At 68.4% G+C, this 19032-nt stretch carries 20 protein-coding genes; 8 read left to right on the forward strand and 12 right to left on the reverse strand.

Features of this window, described 5'->3' with window-relative positions; translation table 11 throughout:
• The first annotated feature begins 299 nt into the window (after positions 1 to 299).
• A complete protein-coding gene (locus AC07M8_RS04155) occupies positions 300 to 1793 on the forward strand; it encodes a lipopolysaccharide biosynthesis protein (protein ID WP_495173150.1) in 1494 nt (497 codons plus the stop codon).
• Between the two features lie 27 nt (positions 1794 to 1820).
• Here the strand turns inward: AC07M8_RS04155 and AC07M8_RS04160 are convergent, their stop codons facing one another.
• The 5 genes from AC07M8_RS04160 to hisS form a co-directional block, all read right to left on the reverse strand.
• Positions 1821 to 2249, reverse strand: a complete 429-nt coding sequence (locus AC07M8_RS04160; RefSeq protein ID WP_495173151.1) for a CBS domain-containing protein — start codon at positions 2247 to 2249, stop codon at positions 1821 to 1823.
• A 157-nt stretch (positions 2250 to 2406) separates the two neighbouring features.
• A complete protein-coding gene (locus tag AC07M8_RS04165) occupies positions 2407 to 3474 on the reverse strand; it encodes a DUF4167 domain-containing protein (RefSeq protein WP_495173152.1) in 1068 nt (355 codons plus the stop codon).
• 263 nt (positions 3475 to 3737) lie between these two features.
• Positions 3738 to 4556, reverse strand: a complete 819-nt coding sequence (gene prmC, locus AC07M8_RS04170) for a peptide chain release factor N(5)-glutamine methyltransferase (RefSeq protein ID WP_495173761.1) — start codon at positions 4554 to 4556, stop codon at positions 3738 to 3740.
• A 32-nt stretch (positions 4557 to 4588) separates the two neighbouring features.
• On the reverse strand, positions 4589 to 5665 hold the full coding sequence (gene prfA / locus AC07M8_RS04175; RefSeq protein ID WP_267394704.1) for a peptide chain release factor 1: 1077 nt from the start codon (positions 5663 to 5665) through the stop codon (positions 4589 to 4591).
• Positions 5662 to 6912: a histidine--tRNA ligase gene (gene hisS, locus AC07M8_RS04180; RefSeq protein WP_495173153.1), complete on the reverse strand. Its 1251-nt coding sequence runs from the start codon at positions 6910 to 6912 to the stop codon at positions 5662 to 5664. Before hisS ends, prfA begins: the two co-directional genes overlap by 4 nt.
• 51 nt (positions 6913 to 6963) lie before the next feature.
• Here hisS and AC07M8_RS04185 point away from each other — a divergent pair, with 51 nt between their 5' ends.
• The 4 genes from AC07M8_RS04185 (at position 6964) to AC07M8_RS04200 (ending at position 10931) form a co-directional block, all read left to right on the forward strand.
• Positions 6964 to 7611, forward strand: a complete 648-nt coding sequence (locus AC07M8_RS04185; protein ID WP_495173154.1) for a DUF1345 domain-containing protein — start codon at positions 6964 to 6966, stop codon at positions 7609 to 7611.
• Between the two features lie 77 nt (positions 7612 to 7688).
• On the forward strand, positions 7689 to 9620 hold the full coding sequence (locus tag AC07M8_RS04190; protein WP_495173155.1) for a M61 family metallopeptidase: 1932 nt from the start codon (positions 7689 to 7691) through the stop codon (positions 9618 to 9620).
• A 21-nt stretch (positions 9621 to 9641) separates the two neighbouring features.
• Positions 9642 to 10220, forward strand: a complete 579-nt coding sequence (gene ppa, locus AC07M8_RS04195) for an inorganic diphosphatase (RefSeq protein WP_267394708.1) — start codon at positions 9642 to 9644, stop codon at positions 10218 to 10220.
• A gap of 27 nt (positions 10221 to 10247) precedes the next feature.
• A complete protein-coding gene (locus AC07M8_RS04200; RefSeq protein ID WP_495173156.1) occupies positions 10248 to 10931 on the forward strand; it encodes a TIGR02466 family protein in 684 nt (227 codons plus the stop codon).
• A 9-nt stretch (positions 10932 to 10940) separates the two neighbouring features.
• Here AC07M8_RS04200 and AC07M8_RS04205 read toward each other — a convergent pair whose 3' ends face one another.
• From AC07M8_RS04205 to ispG, 3 genes are all read right to left on the reverse strand, one after another.
• A complete protein-coding gene (locus tag AC07M8_RS04205; RefSeq protein ID WP_495173157.1) occupies positions 10941 to 11411 on the reverse strand; it encodes a GNAT family N-acetyltransferase in 471 nt (156 codons plus the stop codon).
• Entirely contained in the window at positions 11408 to 12295 is an 888-nt protein-coding gene (locus AC07M8_RS04210) for a DMT family transporter (protein WP_495173158.1), read from the reverse strand. Before AC07M8_RS04210 ends, AC07M8_RS04205 begins: the two co-directional genes overlap by 4 nt.
• A 248-nt stretch (positions 12296 to 12543) precedes the next feature.
• The gene (ispG, locus tag AC07M8_RS04215; RefSeq protein ID WP_495173159.1) at positions 12544 to 13686 is read right to left on the reverse strand and encodes a flavodoxin-dependent (E)-4-hydroxy-3-methylbut-2-enyl-diphosphate synthase; all 1143 of its coding nucleotides are present in this window, start codon (positions 13684 to 13686) and stop codon (positions 12544 to 12546) included.
• Between the two features lie 63 nt (positions 13687 to 13749).
• Between ispG and AC07M8_RS04220 the strand changes: the two genes are divergently transcribed.
• The 3 genes from AC07M8_RS04220 to AC07M8_RS04230 all read left to right on the forward strand — a co-directional run bounded on the left by AC07M8_RS04220 (position 13750) and on the right by AC07M8_RS04230 (position 16827).
• Entirely contained in the window at positions 13750 to 14907 is a 1158-nt protein-coding gene (locus tag AC07M8_RS04220) for an acyltransferase family protein (protein ID WP_495173160.1), read from the forward strand.
• Between the two features lie 43 nt (positions 14908 to 14950).
• Positions 14951 to 15853 carry an isoaspartyl peptidase/L-asparaginase family protein gene (locus AC07M8_RS04225; protein ID WP_495173161.1) on the forward strand — a complete coding sequence of 301 codons (903 nt, stop codon included), beginning with the start codon at positions 14951 to 14953 and terminating at the stop codon, positions 15851 to 15853.
• A 101-nt stretch (positions 15854 to 15954) separates the two neighbouring features.
• Positions 15955 to 16827 carry a S1/P1 nuclease gene (locus AC07M8_RS04230; protein WP_495173162.1) on the forward strand — a complete coding sequence of 291 codons (873 nt, stop codon included), beginning with the start codon at positions 15955 to 15957 and terminating at the stop codon, positions 16825 to 16827.
• Between the two features lie 125 nt (positions 16828 to 16952).
• On the opposite strand, the gene AC07M8_RS04235 is transcribed toward AC07M8_RS04230, so the two are convergent.
• The 4 genes from AC07M8_RS04235 to pal form a co-directional block, all read right to left on the reverse strand.
• The gene (locus AC07M8_RS04235) at positions 16953 to 17195 is read right to left on the reverse strand and encodes a hypothetical protein (RefSeq protein WP_495173163.1); all 243 of its coding nucleotides are present in this window, start codon (positions 17193 to 17195) and stop codon (positions 16953 to 16955) included.
• Entirely contained in the window at positions 17188 to 17397 is a 210-nt protein-coding gene (locus AC07M8_RS04240) for a type II toxin-antitoxin system antitoxin (RefSeq protein ID WP_267394717.1), read from the reverse strand. Before AC07M8_RS04240 ends, AC07M8_RS04235 begins: the two co-directional genes overlap by 8 nt.
• Positions 17398 to 17401: 4 nt before the next feature.
• The gene (locus AC07M8_RS04245) at positions 17402 to 18307 is read right to left on the reverse strand and encodes an SPFH domain-containing protein (RefSeq protein WP_495173164.1); all 906 of its coding nucleotides are present in this window, start codon (positions 18305 to 18307) and stop codon (positions 17402 to 17404) included.
• A gap of 181 nt (positions 18308 to 18488) precedes the next feature.
• Positions 18489 to 19010, reverse strand: a complete 522-nt coding sequence (gene pal, locus AC07M8_RS04250) for a peptidoglycan-associated lipoprotein Pal (RefSeq protein ID WP_267394719.1) — start codon at positions 19008 to 19010, stop codon at positions 18489 to 18491.
• Between the last annotated feature and the right edge of the window lie 22 nt (positions 19011 to 19032).

Genomic DNA, 19032 nt, shown 5'->3' on the forward strand with positions numbered 1-19032 from the left:
CCTGAATGCCGCCAAGACCCGGAGCCGCCGCCCACATGTCCCTTCATCTTACCTACAATGTCAAAGAGCCGACAAAACCGACGCTCTATCCAACCCTCCTTGCTAGAAGGGCGATCAGAGCGCCTTATCTGTGGTGACCGAGAAGCGAACCGTGTGGTCCGTCGCTGCGGTGACGTCCCTCTAGGAGGGTCATCCAAAGCCGTCAAACGCTTTTTGGCAGATTTTTGACAGGGCGGGGAAAACCCGCGGTTTTCTGCGGCTTTACGGGTTGTGAACAGCTGACGCCTATCGCCGTAAGGGTGAACAGCACGACGAATCACGCCGGCCGACCGGCAGAATCGCTGACCAGCCAGGTACGCCGGGCGGTGATCTGGCGCTCAGGCAGTCAAATCCTTGCCCAGAGCGTGCAATGGGTCGCGACCTTCCTGGTGATCCGCATCCTCAACCCGCAGGATTATGGCCTTTACGCCATGACCGGGGTGGTGCTGGTGTTCCTCAACATGCTCAACGGCTACGGCCTCGCGAGCGGGTTGATCCGGCATGAGGAGGTGACGCCGCTTCACACCAGGCAGTTGTTCGGCATGCTCATTGTCGTCAACGGCGGGCTGGCGGTGGCGCAGCTGCTGCTCGCCCCGCTCGCCGCGGCCTATTACCGCCAGCCCGAGGTCGCGCAGCTGCTGCGCGTCCAGGCACTGCTGTATGTGACGACGCCATTCTCAGCGCTGTCATATGCCCTGCTCAGCCGGCGGATGGATTTTCGCCGCCAGGCCGCGGCCAACATCGCCGGGGCGCTCGCCGGCGCGGCAACCGCGCTCGCCGGCGCGCTGGCCGGTCTTGGCGTGTGGACCTTAGTATTCGCCCCGCTCGCGCTCTACGTGGCGCGGGCGACGATGCTAACCTGGGGCGCGCGCGCATTGATGTGGCCGAGCTTCGATTTCCGCGGCACCCGCCATTTGGTCGGGTTCGGCGGGGCCATGGCGACCGGCCAGTTCTTCTGGTTCCTGCAGAGCCAGGCCGACGTGTTCATCGCCGGACGCTGGTTCGATCCCCACCGGCTCGGCATCTACACCACCGCCTTGTTCCTCGCCCAGGTGTTCGTCTCCAAGATCGTGCCGCCGCTCAACGAGGTCGCGTTCAGCGCCTATGCGCGTATCCAGCACGACCAGCAGGCGATCGGCGCCGCCTTCGTGCGCGCGGTACGGATCATCATGGTCGCGGCGATGCCCTTCTATCTTGGCCTAGCCGCCACCGCCGAGCCGCTGGTGCTGACGATGCTCGGCGCCAAATGGGCCGACGCGGTGCCGGTGGTACGGCTGCTCGCGCTCGCCATGCCGTTCATGACGCTACAGGTGCTCTACTCGCCCGCGTGCGACGCCCAGGGCCGCCCCGGCATCGCCGCGCGCAACGGCGCCGGCGGTGCCGCGATCCTCGCCGCTGCCTTCCTGATCGGGGTGCGCTGGGGCCCCGAGGGGCTCGCCTGGAGCTGGCTGGCCGCCTATCCGCTCTATCTCGCGATCAGTAGCTGGCGGTCGTTGCCGGTGATCGGGGCGAGCCCGCGCGCGCTCGCAGCGGCGATCACCCCCGCGGTCGGGGCCGCCTTGGTGATGGGGGCGGTCGTCCACCTCGCCGACCTCGCGCTGGTCACCGCGGCGCCCGCCACCGCGCCGCCGGTGCGGCTCGCCATCCTCGTCACGATCGGCGGACTGGTCTATGGCGGCTGGATGCTGCTGCTCGCGCGCGCAACCATGCGCGAGCTGATCAAGGTGATTCGCAAGCAGCCGCTGCCAGGCTGAGCGGCCCGGCAGCGCCATGCCACCCGTTCAACCGCCCTGGATATAGTCGCGCATCGCCGCGGCATCGGCCTCGATCTGGTCGATGCGGTATTTGACGAGGTCGCCGATCGAGACGACGCCGACCAGCCGCCCCTCCACCACCACCGGCAAATGGCGGATCCGTCGCCGCGTCATCAGCGACAGCGCGCCGAGGACCGCATGGTCGGGCGCCACGCTCTCCACCGGCGAGGTCATCACCGCGGACACCGGCAAGGCGAGCGCATCGGCGCCCTTGGCCGCGAGGCAGTGGATGACGTCGCGTTCGGAGAAGATGCCGATTACCGCCTCGCCATCCATCACCGGCATCGCGCCGATCCGTCGTTCGGCGAGCAGCGCCACCGCCTGCGCCACCGTTGCCGCGCCGGTGAGCGATACCACCGCATCGCCCTTGCCGTGCAGAATCGCTGCGATCGTCATCTCGACCTCTCCTTATGTTTGAGGAGATGAGATCATGTTTGCAGCGCCATGGCAAAGCCTTCGCGCGTCCAGGCCCTCCCCATGACAAAGGGCCAGCCCCTCGCAGGACCGGCCCTCTATCTAGGCGCAGGCGGCATCCGCGGATGCCGGCAGCGGATCACTCCGCCGCGGGTGCTTCCACGGTCGCGCGCGGGGTGCGGCGACGGCGCGGCTTGGGCGCTTCCTCGGCATCGTTGGCCGCGGCGATATTGAGCGACGGCGGCAGGCGATCGGCCTCGAAGCCGTTGCTCTCGCCACCGGCATCGGTCGCCTGCGGCGCCGGCGCGCCGGCATCGCCATCGGCCGCAACTACCGGCTGCGCATCGCGCCGCGGCCTACCGCGACGGGGACGCTGCAGCGGCGCATCGGCTTCGAGCACGGTCTCGGCGCGGTCGACCAGCGACTCGCCTTCCGCGAGTGGATCGGACCGGCGCTGACCGGCGACCTCGACCGGCTGCTCCTGCTCGAACCGCGGGCGGCGCAGCGGGCGTTCTTCGCGGGGGCGGTCGTCACGGGGCCGATCGTCACGGGGCCGATCGTCACGCGGCGCACGCTCAACACGCTCCTCGCGGGGACCACGCTCGTCACGGGCGGCGCGGTCTTCACGCGGCGCGCGATCCTCGCGGGGAGCCTCGCGATTGCCGCTGCGATCTTCCCAATTGCTGCGTGGCTGGCGGGGCTGGTCGCCGTCCTGCGCGGCGCGGCGCGGCGGCTGGCGGTCCTGGCGATCGTCGCGGGCCTGACGGTCATCCCGCGGGCGGTCATCGCGTGACTGGCGATCGTTGCGCTCCTGGCGGTCGTCGCGGCTGTCGCCGTCCTGCTCGCCGGCGCGGATCGGCTCGCCTTCGTCGCCATAATCATCGTCGCCATCGAGCTCGAACGGCTGCTGGCGGCGCGGCTGCTGGTCCTCGAACCGGCCACGCTGGTCGGCGATCACGCGGAAATAGTGATCGGCGAACTGCAGATAATATTCGGTGTTGACCCGATCGCCCTGGCGCTGCGCATCGCTGGCGAGATTCTTGTACTTCTCGAACAGCTGATTGGCGTTGCCGCGCGCACGGCTGTCGATCCGGTTGCCATTGTCGGGACGACCCTGGCCGCCACCCTGACGCGGAGCGCCACCACCACCGTTATTATTGTTGCCGCCACGACCGCGACGACGGCCGTTCTGCCGATTGTTGATCAAGCTAATGTCCCATGATCAGAGTGTGTGGTGTTCAAAACCAAGTCTGGCCTTTTCCCGGTACCGCGGTGCAATCCTTCGGGCATCGCCTCAAGCGCCAAGCGCTTGCGGTCGAGCCTGCCGCGACCGCCGGGAGCAGCGGTTGCATGACAAAGGATGCGGGCCATCGCCCTTTATTCAACCAACAATGGTGAAGGTGCGTGCCCCGTCTCATCATTAGCGGGCGGCGGGCCGGTCCGACAAGTGAAATATTGGGGTGCGGCGGTTCAATTGCAAGGTGTGGCGATGAGGCATCGGTCGCGCCCGCCGAAATCCTGGCGGACGGTGACGGCAAGACCCTCTGCCACGAGCAGCGCGGTGACGCTGGCCGCCTGGGTGTGGCCGATCTCGATCACCGCGCAGCCGCCTGGCGCGATCAGCCGGGCAAGCTGAGGCGCGAGCAGGCGATAATCGTCGAGTCCGTCGGCGCCGGCGAACAGCGCGCTGCCCGGCTCGTAGCGGGCGACCTCGGCCGGCAGGACTTCCGCCGTGCCGATATAGGGCGGGTTGGCGAGCACCAGATCGAAGCGCGCGTCGATCGCGGCGGCCCAGTGCCCGATCGCGACATGCGCCCGGCTTTGCAGGCCGAGCGCGGCGGCATTGGCGCGGGCATAGCCCAGCGCCGCGACCGAGCGGTCGATGCCAAGCCCGATCGCGGCGGGCCATTCGTCGAGCGCGGCGAGCAGCAGCGTGCCGGGGCCGGTGCCGAGATCAAGCACGCTTGCCGGCGCACCGCTGCCGAAATGCGCGGCGGCAGCGATCAGCAGGGTCTCGCTGTCGGCGCGCGGCACCAGCGCGCCGGGGCCGACCGCAAGGTCGATGCTCCAGAAGCCGCGGCTGCCGGTAATATAGGCGATCGGCTCGTGCGCCTCCCGGCGCGCGACCAGCGCCGCGAATTCGGGCGGTACCGGGCGATCGAGATCGAGCAGCAGCCGATTTCGCTCGATGTCGAGCGCGTGTGCCATCAGCAGCTCGGCATCGAGACGGGGCGTGGCGGAGAAGCCGAACCGCGCGGCGGCCTCGGCCAGCGCGGCGTGGAGGGTCATGGAGCCCGGTGCCACGATCCTGTCACCTGCCCTCAGGCATCGAGGCTGGCCAGCCGCTCCGCCTCATCCTCGGCGATCAGCGCGCCGATCAGTTCGCCCATCTCGCCCTGCATGATCTCGGGCAATCGGTGCAGCGTCAGGTTGATGCGGTGATCGGTGACTCGGCCTTGCGGGAAATTATAGGTGCGGATCCGCTCCGAGCGGTCGCCCGAGCCGACCATCGACTTGCGCGCGCCGGCCCGCTCCGAGGCGAGCCGCTCGCGCTCGGCCTCGTACAGGCGAGTGCGCAGCACCTTCATCGCCTTGGCCTTGTTCTTGTGCTGCGATTTCTCGTCCTGCTGGATCACCACCAGCCCGCTCGGCAGATGGGTGATGCGCACCGCGCTGTCGGTGGTGTTGACCGACTGGCCGCCGGGGCCGGACGAGCGATAGACGTCGATGCGCAGGTCCTTGTCCTCGATGCGGACGTCGACCTCCTCGGCCTCGGGCAGCACCGCCACCGTCGCCGCCGAGGTGTGGATCCGCCCGCCCGCCTCGGTCGCGGGCACGCGCTGGACGCGGTGGACGCCGGATTCGAACTTGAGCCGCGCGAACACGCCCTGGCCGGTGACGCTCGCCACCGCTTCCTTGAACCCGCCGGCGTCGGACGACGAGGAGGAGATCAGCTCGACGCGCCAGCCCTGCCCTTCCGCATAGCGCTGGTACATGCGGAACAGGTCGCCGGCGAACAGCGCCGCCTCGTCGCCGCCGGTGCCGGCGCGGATCTCGAGCATCGCGGCGCGCTCGTCCGCCGCGTCGCGCGGCAGCAGCGCGAGCGCGAGGCGGCGGTCCGCCGCCTCGAGCGCGGCGCGATTGTCGTGCAGCTCCTCGGCCGCCATCGCGCGCAATTCGTCGTCGTCGGCATCCTCGGCCATATAGGCAAGGCTGTCGGCCTCCTGGCGCAACCGCCGCACCTCGCCCGCCGCCTGCGCGACCGGCTCGAGCTCGGCATATTCCTTGGAGACCTGGACGAAGCGGTCAGACGGCAGCTCGCCGGTCGCCATCAGCGCCTGCAACTCGTCGCGGCGGGCTTCGATCTGGGCGATGCGATCGGGGGAGATGGCGGTCATGCGCCAGCCAGTAGCGGCTCGATGATCGCGGCGACGCGATCGATCTCCGCCGTCTCCGCGCCATAGCCACGCTGAGAGAAGCCGATCACGTCGTCTGCCTGCCTGAACGATACGATCTGCCGCGGCGCGAGCTTCAACGCGCGATCGAACCGCTTCCGCGGGCTGCCGGTGACGACGACTTCCGCCCTCAGTCCCGCGCGCCGCAGGGCCGCCGTCGTTGCCATTGCCGATTGGCTCGTTGCAACATCCTCGGCAATCACCGCCACGTCGAGGATCTCGCCCGCCGGCTCGTCGATCAGCATCGCCAGCCGCTCGACCCCGGCCGCCCAGCCGACCCCGGGCGTTTCCGCGCCGCCGAGCGAGCCGATCAGCCCGTCGTAGCGGCCGCCGGCGAGCACCGTGCCCTGCGCGCCGAGCCGGTCGGTGACGAACTCGAACGCGGTGTGCCGGTAATAATCGAGCCCGCGCACCAGCCGCGCGTTGCGCGTCCAGGCGACGCCGGCGGCGTCGAGCCCGGCGGTGACGGCATCGAAGAAGGCGCGCGCCTCGGGCGTCAGATAGGCATCGATGTCCGGCGCGGTATCGGCGATCGGCCGGTCGCGTGGATCCTTGGAATCGAGGATCCGCATCGGATTCTTTTCGAGTCGGGTCAGGCTGTCCTCGGACAAGTCGGCCCGATGGCTTTCGAAATGCGCCACCAGCGCATCGCGCCACGCGTCGCGTGTCGCGGCATCGCCCAGCGTGTTGAGCTGCAGCGTCACGCCGTCAGCGATGCCGAGCTCGCGCAGCAGCTGGTCCGCCATTACCAGCAATTCGACATCGGCGGCGGGCTCGGCGGCACCGATCACCTCGGCATCGATCTGATGGAACTGGCGATAGCGACCCTTCTGCGGCCGCTCGTAGCGGAACACCGCGCCACTGGTGGCGATCTTCATCGGCGCATGCTGCTGCCAGCCCTCGGTGAGGAAGGCACGGGCGATGCCGGCGGTGAATTCGGGCCGCAGCGTCAGCATGTCGCCGCCGCGATCGGGGAAGGTGTACATCTCCTTGGAGACGACATCGGTGGTCTCGCCGATCGAGCGCGCGAACACGTCGGTCGATTCGAACACCGGCACGTCGACGCGCGCGAAACAGTAGAGCGCGCGAACCCGCTCGAACGTGGCGAGCACGTGCGCGAAGCGACGCTGCTCGTCGCCAACAATATCCTGGGTGCCGCGCACGCGCCGCGGGGTCTCTATTCGGGCCATAAGTGGCGGGTATCTAGGCGAGGTGGGCCCGAAGCGCTAGCGCTAGCCACCATGACCACACAGCAACGTTTCTGGGGTATCGGCAAGCGCATCGCGCCGCCGCGGTTCGTGATGTTCGCGCTGCTGTTCGCCGCGGGCCTCGCCGGGCTGATCCCGCTGCTCGGCAAGGGCCGCGGCACGATGACCGCGTTCGACATCGCCGCCTTCATCTTCCTGGTGTCGCTCGCCACCCTGTTCCGCCACGGCGAGGCAGAGAAGATGCGCCGCACCGCGCGCAGCAACGACGCCAATCGCGCGGTGCTGCTCGGCATTACCGGGGTCACAATGATCGTGATCCTCGTCGCGGTCGCGGCCGAGCTCAAGGGCAAGAACGATGCGATCGCGATCGGGCTGGTGATCGCGACGCTCGCGCTCGCCTGGCTGTTCTCCAACATGATCTATGCGCTGCATTACGCGCATCTGTTCTACAGCGAGGCGGACGGCGAGGATGCCGCCGGGCTCGACTTCCCCGATTGCGACGAGCCCGATTACTGGGACTTCCTCTATTTCAGCTACACGCTGGGGATGACCTTCCAGACCTCGGACGTGTCGATCAAGACCCGCCAGCTGCGCCGGGTGGCGATCGGGCAATGCCTGGCGGCGTTCGTGTTCAACCTCGGCGTGCTCGCCTTCACCATCAACGTCATCGGCGGCGGCTGAGCGCGACGGCAAAGGACTGGACGACTGCCCTTTCAGCCGCTCTAACACCTGCGCATTCTCTTGACCGAAGGCCTTCCATGACCGCCAAGCTGTTCGTCGCGTCCTTGCTCGTGTCCGCTGCATCCCCTGCCCTCGCCCAGGTGCCCGCGGGCAACACCGCCCCCCGGCCGGTGCCGTTCGTCGACACCATTCCCGAGCCTCAGGACGTCGCCTATCCCGGCGGCACGATCCGGCTTGACGTCGACGCCACCGATACCGAGCGCGGCATCTTCCAGGTCAAGGAGACCATCCCCGTCGCCAAGAGCGGGCCGATGGCGCTGCTCTTCCCCAAGTGGCTGCCCGGCAACCACTCGCCGAGCGGCCAGATCGAGAAGGTCGCCGGGCTGGTGGTCCGTGCCAACGGCCGCGTGGTGCCGTGGACGCGCGACCCGGTCGACGTGTTCGCCTTCCACGTCGACGTGCCCACCGGCGCCAAGCGGCTCGAGGTCAGCTTCCAGTTCATCTCCGCCACCAAGGGTGACCAGGGGCGGATCACGATGACCCCCAATCTGGTCAGCCTCCAGCCCAATTCGGTGAGCCTCTATCCGGCCGGCTATTTCACCCGCCAGATCCCGATCCAGATGACCGCGACCTTCCCGGCGGGCTTCACCGCGGCGGGCGCGGTGCCGGCCAAGCACAGCCAGAGCGCGGCGGGCTCGGTCTACACCTACGACACCACCAATTACGAGATACTGGTCGATTCGCCGGTGCTCGCCGGCCGCTACGGCAAGGTCTGGCCGCTCAGCCCCAAGGTCAATCTCGACGTCTTCGCCGACAGCCCCGAGCAGCTCGCCGCCACGCCCGAACAGATCGACGCGCACAAGCGCCTGGTCGACCAGGCGGTGAAGACCTTCGGCGCCCAGCATTACGACCATTACGACTTCCTGGTCTCGCTGTCCGACCAGCTCGGCGGCATCGGCCTCGAGCATCACCGCAGCTCGGAAGACGGTAGCCGCCCCAATTACTTCACCGAATGGGACCAGAACGCGCCGGCGCGCAACCTGCTGCCGCACGAGTTCACCCATAGCTGGGACGGCAAGTTCCGCCGCGGCGCCGATCTGTGGACGCCCGACTTCCGCGCGCCGATGCGCGATTCGCTGCTGTGGGTCTATGAGGGCCAGACCCAGTTCTGGGGCTATGTGCTCCAGGCGCGCTCGGGGCTCGTCTCCAAGCAGGACACGCTCGACGCCTATGCCGCGATTGCCGGCAATTACGACAATGCGCCCGCTCGCCAGTGGCGCGACCTGGTCGACACCACCAACGATCCGATCATCTCGCAGCGCCGGCCCAAGGGCTGGACCAGCTGGCAGCGTTCGGAGGATTATTACAACGAGGGCCTGATGGTGTGGATGGAGGTGGACGCCATGCTCCGCCAGAAGTCCGGCGGCACCAAGTCGATCGACGATTTCGCCCGCGCCTTCTTCGGTGTGCGCGACGGCGACTATGGCGAACTCACCTATACGTTCGACGATGTCGTCGCGACGCTCAACGGCATCGTGCCGTACGACTGGGCCGGCTTCCTCACCAAGCGGCTGACCGAGACCGGCCAGCCCGCACCGGTCAACGGCTTCGCGATGAACGGCTACAAGCTCGTCTACACCGCCGAGCCGACCAAATACTTCACCGGCCTCGAGAAGACCCGCGGCACCGACGTGACCTACTCGCTCGGTCTGATGATCAACAAGGAAGGCGAGGTTTCGGCCTCGATCTGGGATTCGCCTGCGTTCAAGGCGGGCATCGACATCGGCACCCAGATCCAGGGCGTCAACGGCGAGGCGTTCAGCCCGGAGCGGATCAAGGCGGCGATCCTCGCGGCCAAGACGTCCAAGGAGCCGATCCATCTATTGGTCAAGAATGGAACACGCTTCCGCGACCTTGCCATCGACTATCATGGCGGCCCCCGCTATCCGCGCCTCCAGAAGGTAGGGAACGGTGATGGCGGCCTCGACAAGCTGCTGATGCCGCGCTGATTTCGTGAACAGGAACCAACTATGCGCATTGATCTGATTCCCACGGGCAAGAACCCGCCCGACGACCTCAACGTCGTGATCGAAGTCCCCACCGGCGGCGAGCCGGTGAAATACGAGTTCGACAAGGCCAGCGGCGCGCTGTTCGTCGATCGCATCCTGCACACGCCGATGCGCTATCCGGCGAACTACGGCTTCGTGCCGCACACCCTGTCGCCCGACGGCGATCCCCTAGACGCGCTGGTGATCGCCCGCTCGCCGTTCATTCCGGGCTGCGTCGTCCGCGCCCGGCCGATCGCGGTGCTCAACCTCGAGGACGAGGCTGGCGGCGACGAGAAATTGGTCTGCGTGCCGGTCGATGCGGTGTTCCCTTATTATTCGAACGTCGGCGGCCGCGGCGACGTGCCGGAGATCGTGTTCGAGCAGATCGAGCACTTCTTCACCCACTATAAGGATCTCGAAAAAAAGAAGTGGGTCCGCGTCGGCAAGTGGGGCGATGCCGCGGAGGCACGGCAGATCACCATCGAGGCGATCGAACGCTACAATGCCGAAAAGGCCAAGGGCGACGATCCGATGAACAAGGACGACATGGCGGGTCGCTGAGGCACGCCCCCGGTGGGGAATGAGTCGATGACCAACGCCCCTACCGCCTCTACCCTCGACCAGCCGGCGCTAGACGCGATTCGCGTCCGCGCCGCGCAGGTGGGGATGTTCGAAACCCCGATCCTCCATGGCCAGCTTAGCCACGCCGAGGGCATGACCGCGGCGCTCGCCGCGGCGATCCGCACCCGCGCCGCTGCCGATACCGGCCTCAACCGCTCCAACGTCGGCGGCTGGCATAGCGCCACCGACATGCTCGACTGGGGCGGCCCCGCCGCCGCCAAGCTTGCCGATCTCGCGATCAAAGCCGCCAAGCGGCTGTCGCATTTCGAGGATCGCGATCCCGCCACGGTGGAATGGACGATCAGGATGTGGGCCAATGTCTCGCCGCCGGGGGCGCTCAACATGAGCCACGCCCATCCCGGCGTGCTCTGGGCCGCGGTCTATTATGTCGACATGGGCGGGCCGCCTGCCGACGGCGATCCCGGCGGCGAATTGTTCTTCGAGGATCCGCGTTTCCCCGTGCCGCTGATGCGGCTGCCTGGCTTTCGCCTCAAAGGGGTGGATGGCCAGCCGCAGCCGGTCGAGCAGCGCCTGCTCACCCGCGCCGGTGACCTCGTCCTCTTCCCGGCCTGGGTGCGCCACGGCGTCCGCCCGCATCGTGGCACCGGGGACCGCATCTCGATCGCGATGAACATCGACGTGAAGGGCTGAACGGACCGCCTAGTCGCGTCCTGCAAGCCGCGCGAGCGCGACGCCCTCGACGCGCTGGACCGTCCATTCCTCCTGCCCCACCGCGCCCATCGCCCGGTAGAAGGCGATTGCATCGGCGTTCCAGTCGAGCACCGACCATTCGAAGCGGCCGCAATCGCGATCCACCGCGATCCCTGCCAAATGGCGCAGCAGCGCCGTGCCGACGCCGCGCCCGCGCGCCGCGGGGGTCACGTACAGATCCTCGAGGTACAGCCCGCGCTTGCCCGTCCAGGTCGAGAAATTGTGGAAGAACAACGCGAAGCCCAGCGGCGCGCGATCCTCGGCGATCACCGCCTCGGCCGCCGGCCGGTCGCCGAACAGCGCCGCGTGCAGGCTCGCCTCGGTCGCCTTTACCGCATCGGGCTCACGCTCGAAGGCGGCGAGATCGCGGATGAAGCCGAGGATCACCGGCACGTCGCCCGGGGTCGCGGCACGGATCATGCCCCGGCCTCCGTCTGCGGACCCGGCCCGGGATCGCGCACCGCGATCACGCAGCCGCCGATGATCAGCGTCGCGCCGCCGGTGGTGAACAGCGACACATGCTCGCCGAACACCAGAAAGCCGAACAGCGCCGACCAGACGAAGGCGGTATATTCCACCGGCGCCAGTACCTGCGCCTCGGCATGGCGATACGCCCAGGCCAGCGCCAGCGCCGAGATCGAGCCGAGCACGGCGGCACCGAGGATCGCCGGGATTTGCGGCACCGTCGGCAGGCTGCCGAGCCATGGCGCGCCGAGCAGCATCAGCCCGGCCAGCACCAGACTGGTGAACAGCGCCACCTCGAGCGGGTCGGCGGCCTGCGCCTGGCGCCTGAGCAGGATCAGGCTGCCGGCGTAGAGCACCGAGGCGACGAGGATGGCGAGGCTGCCGAGCACCACCTCGTCCGACGCCCGCGCCCGGACCTCGCCCGCGGCGATCGCCAGCACGCCGAGGCTGGCGACCAGCGAGCCGCCGATCGCGCCGCGGCGGATGCGCTCGCCGAGCGTCGCCGCAGCGAGGAACAGCGCGATCAGCGGCGCGAGAAAGGTCAGCGCCACGCCTTGCGCCATCGGTACGCGGACCAATCCCCAGAAGAACAGCAGCACCGACGCACCGCCGGTCGCGCCACGGGCAAGATGCAGCGTGAGCGCCGCACGGCCGGGCCAAGGTCGTCTCTGCAGCAGGAACACCGGCGCCATCAGCGCCACGCCCGCAAGCGATCGCCACAGCACCGCATCATAGGCGCCGCTCGCGATCGACAGCCCCTTCATGATCGCATCCATCGCCGAATAGATCGCGATCCCCACGGCGGCGACGGCAAAGGCGAGGCGGGCGGAAAGACGCATGCGAGCGGGCTTAGCGGCCTGCGCCGGCCAGGTCACGCCATGCGTCGGCACGGCATCGGCCCTCATCCGGCCGAAGGAGGTCGTTCCACAAACTCGTCATGCTGAACTTGTTTCAGCATCCAGCACCTGCATTACCCGCTGGTGCAACCGTCGGGCCATGGATCCTGAAACGAGTTCAGGATGACGGCGGGGAGGTCACGTCCGGCCGCCAGCCGAGCGTTGTGCCGGCGACAATCGCCCGCCCCGCCTCACTCCGCCGCGACCGCCTCCGGTGCCACCGCGGCCAGCGCCTGGTCGGCCGCCTCGATCTCGGCCGCCTTGGCCTCCACCAGATGCACGATATGATCGATCATCCCGGCGTCCTGGACGTGATGGTCGGTAACGCCCGACAGATAGACCATGTGCTTGCCGTTGCCGCCGCCGGTGATGCCGATGTCGGTCTCGCGCGCTTCGCCGGGGCCGTTGACGACGCAGCCGAGCACGCTGAGGCTCATCGGCGTGCGGATGTGCTGGAGCCGCTCCTCGAGCGCCTGAACGGTGCGGATCACGTCAAAACCCTGGCGTGCGCACGACGGGCAGGAGACGACGCGGACGCCGCGGTTGCGGATGCCGAGCGCTTTGAGGATCTCGAAGCCGACGCGGACCTCGTCCTCGGGCTCGGCGGACAGCGACACGCGGATGGTGTCGCCGATGCCGTACCACAGCAGGCTGCCCATCCCGATCGCCGACTTGACCGTGCCGCCGACGAACCCGCCCGCCTCGGTGATGCCGAGGTGGAGCGGGCAATCGACCTGTTCGGCGAGCTGCTGATAGGCCGCCACCGCGAGGAACAGGTCGGAGGCCTTTACCGCGACCTTGAACTCGTGGAAGTCGTGATCCTGGAGCAGCTTGATGTGGTCCATCGCGCTCTCGACCAGCGCATCGGGGCACGGCTCGCCATATTTCTCGAGCAGATGCTTCTCGAGGCTGCCGCCGTTGACGCCGATGCGGATCGCGCAGCCATTGGCCTTGGCGGCGTCGACCACTTCCTTGACCCGCGCCGCCGAGCCGATGTTGCCCGGGTTGATTCGCAGGCACGCCGCGCCGGCATCCGCCGCCTCGAGCGCGCGCTTGTAGTGGAAATGGATGTCGGCGACGATCGGCACGCGCGAGGCGCGGACGATCTGCTTGAGCGCCGCGGTCGATTCGACGTCGGGGCAGGAGACGCGGATGATGTCCACGCCCGCCTCCTCGCAGCGGCGGATCTGGTCCACCGTCGCGCGCACGTCCTCGGTGGGCGTGTTGGTCATTGTCTGGACGGTGACCGGCGCACCCCCGCCGACGGGAACGTTGCCGACCATGATCTGGCGGCTCGGGCGGCGGACGATATCGCGCCAAGGACGAAGTGACATGAACTAACCCTCTACAGCGCCAGCCCTATACAACGCCAGCCTTGCAGTTCAAAGGCACCGCCGATGGCCCGGCATTATGGCATGGACTGGCTGCGGATCGGCGCCTTCGCGCTGCTGATCCTCTACCATATCGGCATGGTGTTCGTGCCATGGAATTTCCACGTCAAATCCGTGCATGTCGAACAATGGGCGACGGTGCCGATGCTCGCCACCAACGCCTGGCGCCTCAGCCTGCTGTTCGTCGTCTCGGGCTATGCCAGCCGTGCGCTGCTGCGGCGGTCGAGCGGCACCGCGGGCTTCTTCCGCAACCGCAGCTACCGCCTGCTGGTGCCGCTCGCGTTCGGCGTCTCGGTGGTGGTGCCGCCGCAGCCCTGGGTGGAGCTGGTCACCAAGCGCGGCTATGCCGGCGGCTACTGGCCGTTCTGGACGCATGACTTCTTCAGCTTCGGCAAGCTCGGCGGGATCGGTCTGCCGACCTGGAACCATCTGTGGTTCGTCGGCTATCTATGGGTCTACACCGCGCTGCTCGCGTTCGGCACGCTGTTCCTCCGCCTGCCCGGGCTGCAGCGGGGATTCGACCGATTGTTCGGCACCGCGGCGGTGCTGTGGCTGCCGATCGGCTATCTGGTCTGCGTCCACGCGCGCTGGTTCCCGATGGTCGGCGAGACCCATGCGCTGCTCGACGACTGGATCGCGCACATCACTTATTTCCCCGCCTTCCTGTTCGGCTTCGCGCTTGCCCGGTCGGAAGCCGCGATGGCTGCGATCGGCCGCTGGTGGCCGCTCGCAGCGGTTCTTGCCCTGCTTGGCTATGGCTTCATCGCTGCGGTCGAGCTCGGCTGGCCGGCGACGCCGACACCGCGCTGGGTCTATGGCTATTACGGCGCCGCCCATGCCACCCAGCAATGGGCGGGGATCATCGCGTTGATCGGCATCGCCGAACGTTGGTGGAATCGCGACCATCGCTGGCGGCCGATGCTTACCGAAGCGATCTTCCCCTTCTACATGATCCACCAGACCGTGATCGTCCTGGTGATGTGGGCGCTGCTCCCCGCTGGATTGCCCGCCGCGACCGAGTTCGCGATCCTGGTCGCGAGCACGGTGGCGGGCTGCTGGCTTTTCTATCTCGTCGGCCGCTCGATCCGCCCGCTGCGGCCGCTGATCGGCCTGCGTGCCGACGCCCCGGCGAAACGCGCGGCGAATACCCCTTCCACCATCTGACGTGCTGGACATCCTTATGCCCCCTTCCCCCGGCTGGTCCCTGATGATCCATGGCGGCGCCGGCGCGCTGCTCCGCGAGCGCACCGCGCCGGAGGCCGACGCCGGGGCCCGCGCCGCGCTGAACGCCGCGCTCGATGCCGGCACCGCGCTGCTCGCGGCCGGCGGCACCGCGCTCGACGCGGTCGAGGCCGCGGTGCGCGTGCTCGAGGACGATCCCCACTTCAACGCCGGGCGCGGCGCCTGCTTCACCCACGGCGGCACCAATGAGCTCGACGCCGCGATCATGGACGGTCGCACCCGCGACGCCGGCGCGGTCGCCGGGGTGAGCCGCACCCGCCATCCGGTCAGCCTCGCGCGTGCGGTGATGGCGGCCAGCCCGCACGTGCTGCTGATCGGCGCCGGCGCCGATTCCTCTGCGATCGAGCAGCGGCTCGAGCAGGTCGACCCCGCCTGGTTCGCGACACCCGAGCGCCGCCGCCAGCTCGACGAGCTCAACGCCGGCGGCAAGGCCGCGTTCGACGTCGACATGAAATACGGTACCGTCGGCGCGGTTGCCTGCGACGCCGCCGGCCACCTCGCCGCCGCCACCTCCACCGGCGGCGTCACCGGCAAGCGCTGGGGCCGGGTGGGCGATTCGCCGCTGATCGGGGCCGGCACCTATGCCGACGATCGTGCCTGCGCGGTCTCCGCCACCGGCTCGGGCGAGTTTTTCATCCGCGCCGGCGCCGGCCACGAGATCGCCGCGCGGATCCGCCTGCTCGGCGAATCGCCGGCAACCGCGGCGGCGGCGGTGATGGCGGACATCCAGGCGCTTGGCGGCACCGGCGGCGTCATCGTCGCCGCGCCCGGCATTGCGCCGGTGTGGCACTTCACCACTCCCGGCATGTACCGCGGCCTGGTCACCGCCGAGGGCGCGCGCCAGGTGGCGATCTACGGCGACGAATAGCACGGCGCTGCTGCTCACAGGCACATAGGCCACGGCAGATGACCGGAAAGTCATGCGGTTGGCCCGTTGGCGGCGGTCATGCCAGCCGCTAAGGCGCCGGCATGAAGTTGCTTTCCCGGCTTGCCGCCGCCGCCGTCACCAGCGCTGCCGCGCTGATCGTTGCGTCCCCCGCCCAAGCTTATTGGGAATTCGGCCACGAGACGGTGGCGCAGATCGCCATGGCGAACGTCCGCCCAGCCACCCGCGTCGCGGTGCAGCGCCTGCTCGCCCAGAGCGGCCAGCTCGACACGCCCACTTGCCCGGCGACGACGATCGAGGGCGCGAGCACCTGGGCCGATTGCGTCAAGCCGCTCAAGAACGCCGACGGCAAGTCGCGCTTCGGCTATGCCTATAATTGGCACTTCCAGGACGTGAACATCTGCCAGCCGTTCACGCTCGCCGACGCCTGCAAGGACGGCAATTGCGTCTCCGCGCAGATCACCCGCGACATGGCGCTGCTCAAGAACAAGCGCACGCCCACCAAGGAGCGCGTTCAGGCGCTGGTGTTCCTGATCCACTTCGTCGGCGATCTCCACCAGCCGCTCCACGCCGGCGAAAAGGGCGACAAGGGCGGCAATGACGTCGCCGCCGCTTATGGCGACTACAGCCCGCGCCGCTTCAATCTCCATTCGATCTGGGACGGCACGCTCGCCGAGCGCGCGATCACCACCGGGCCGAGCCTGGTGCGGCGCTATCCCGCAGGCGTGAAGGCCAAGGTCGCCGCCGGCACCGTCACCGACTGGAGCCGCGAATCCTGGCAGGTCGCCCATGACGTCACTTATGCCAGCGCGCTCAAGGGCGATCCCTGCGGCCCGACGCCGGCCAAGGTGATGCTCGACGAAGCGACGATCGAGCGCATCGTCCCCGTCGCCCGGCTCGAAGTGGAGCGCGGCGGCCTGCGTCTCGCCAAGCTGCTCGACCAGGCGTTCGGCTGAACCCGCCGGTCCGCTATGCCCCGGCCATCTCCGTTCGTGCTGAGCCCGTCGAAGCACCGTGAGTCTCATGCCCTTCGACAAGCTCAGCGCGACCGATGAGATGGTTCAGCTTGTCGCTAACGCCGTCACTCCCCGCCCCAGCGCCACCGCCAGCCGCCGCGGGTATGCTGGGCGGCGATCGCGATCAGCGCGAGGGTGACGATCACCATCACCACCCCGAACGCCGCCGGGTGCCGCGGCGCCAGCCAACGCACGCCGGCAGCGACGATGGCAAGGTAGACGCCGAGCAGCACCCAGCCCTGCCAGGCGATCGGCAGCCCTGCCCCCAGACCAAACATCTTGGGGGCAAACCATTCTCCATCACTCATCGCCATCCTCCTTGGGTGGCCGGCCGCGCCGCGCGCGTGCCGGTGGGTCAAGCGTCACGCCGCGCCGCCCCAGCGCCTCGCGCAGCAGGCATTCGACCTGCGCATTGACGCTGCGCAGGTCGCTCGCCGCCGCTCGCTCGATCGCGGCGTAGAGCGCTGGATCGAGACGCAGTGGAAAGGCCTTGCGCGGGGGTGTCGTCACGACGCTATTGGTAGAGCGTGCCGGTGTTGACCACGGGCTGGGTATCGCGCTCGCCGCACAGCACCACCATCAGGTTCGACACCATCGCCGCCCGCCTCTCGTCGTCGAGCTCCACCACCTGGCGCGCCGAGAGCTGCTCCAGCGCCATCTCGACCATGCCCACCGCGCCGGCGACCAGCGTCTGCCGCGCCGCCACCACCGCCTGGGCCTGCTGGCGGCGGAGCATCGATTGCGCGATCTCGGGCGCATAAGCGAGATGGGTAAAGCCGCATTCGTCGACGGTGATGCCGGCGACCACCAGCCGCGCGATCAGCTCGGTGCGCAGCTCGGCCGCAACCTGTTCGTGATGGCCGCGCAGCGTCACCTCGAGATGCTCGATATCGTCATAGGCGTAGCGCGACCCGATCGTCCGCACCGCCGCCTCGATCTGCACCAGCACGAAGGCGCGATAATCGTCGACGTCGAACAAGGCCTGGGCGGTGTCGGTGACTCGCCACACCACCTGCGCGGCGATCTCGATCGGGTTGCCACGCAGGTCGTTGACCTTGATCCGCTCGGAGATGATGTTGTTGGCGCGTACCGAAACCTTGCGGCGGGCGAGCCACGGCAGCACCCAGCGCAGACCCGTACGACGGTCAGTTCCCTTGTAGCTGCCGAACAGCGTGATCGCCGCGGCCTGGTTGGGCTGGAGCATGTAGAAGCCCGGCGCGATCAGCGCGATCGCGAGCACGCCCGCGATCAGCAGCAACACGCCGACGACCGGTGCGCCATCGATGCTGGCGATGCCGATGCCGCCGATCACGGCCGCCGCGACGATGCCCAGCAGCATTGGATAGCCGCTCGCCGTCGTCGCCCCCCGCTCGCCCGACCTGCTGAGCCCGTTCACGCCGCCAATTTCCGCGTTCGTCATCTCACCCTCCGTTGGAAAGTGATATCACAATTATATCGGAATCAACCGAGTTGCAAGGGCCGGCGCACGGAGGGGGGAGCAGCTAGCCAAACACAGCCCGTCACCCGGATTTGTTCCCGGGTGACGAAGGCAAGTGGGCAGGCGCATCCTGCTTCATGCAGGACCACCCGCCCGCGTCAGCTCAGTTGAGCACCACCGTCACCGCGCGCCGGTTCTGCGCCCAGCTGCTGTCGTCCGAGCCCATCGCCACCGGGCGTTCCTTGCCATAGCTGATCGTGGTCAGGCGCGAGGGATCGATGCCCTTGGCGACCAGATAGTTCTTGGCGGCATTGGCGCGGCGATCGCCGAGCGCGAGATTGTATTCGCGGGTGCCGCGCTCGTCGCAATGTCCCTCCACGGTGGCGCGGACGTTGGGGTAGCGCTGCAGCCACTGCGCCTGGCTGTCGAGGATCGCGCGTGCGGTGGGGTCGATGTCATAGACGTCGACGTCGAAATTGACCGTGTTGGAGCTCACCGACCGGCGGAAATCGGCGTCCGAGCCGGGGACGATCGCGCCGCCGGTGTTGCCGGTGGAAGCGCTGCTGTCGGGCAGCGGCTGGCTGTTGTCGACCGGCGGCGGCGGCAGCTGCTTGGGCTTATGCGCGCAGGCCGCGAGCGAGGCGAGCGCCGCGGCGGTCAGCAAGGTGGTGGTAAGCTTGGCCATCATTCTATCTCCCGTAGTGATC

It is taken from the genome of Sphingomonas sp. GW821-FHT09E03 (assembly GCF_059416225.1).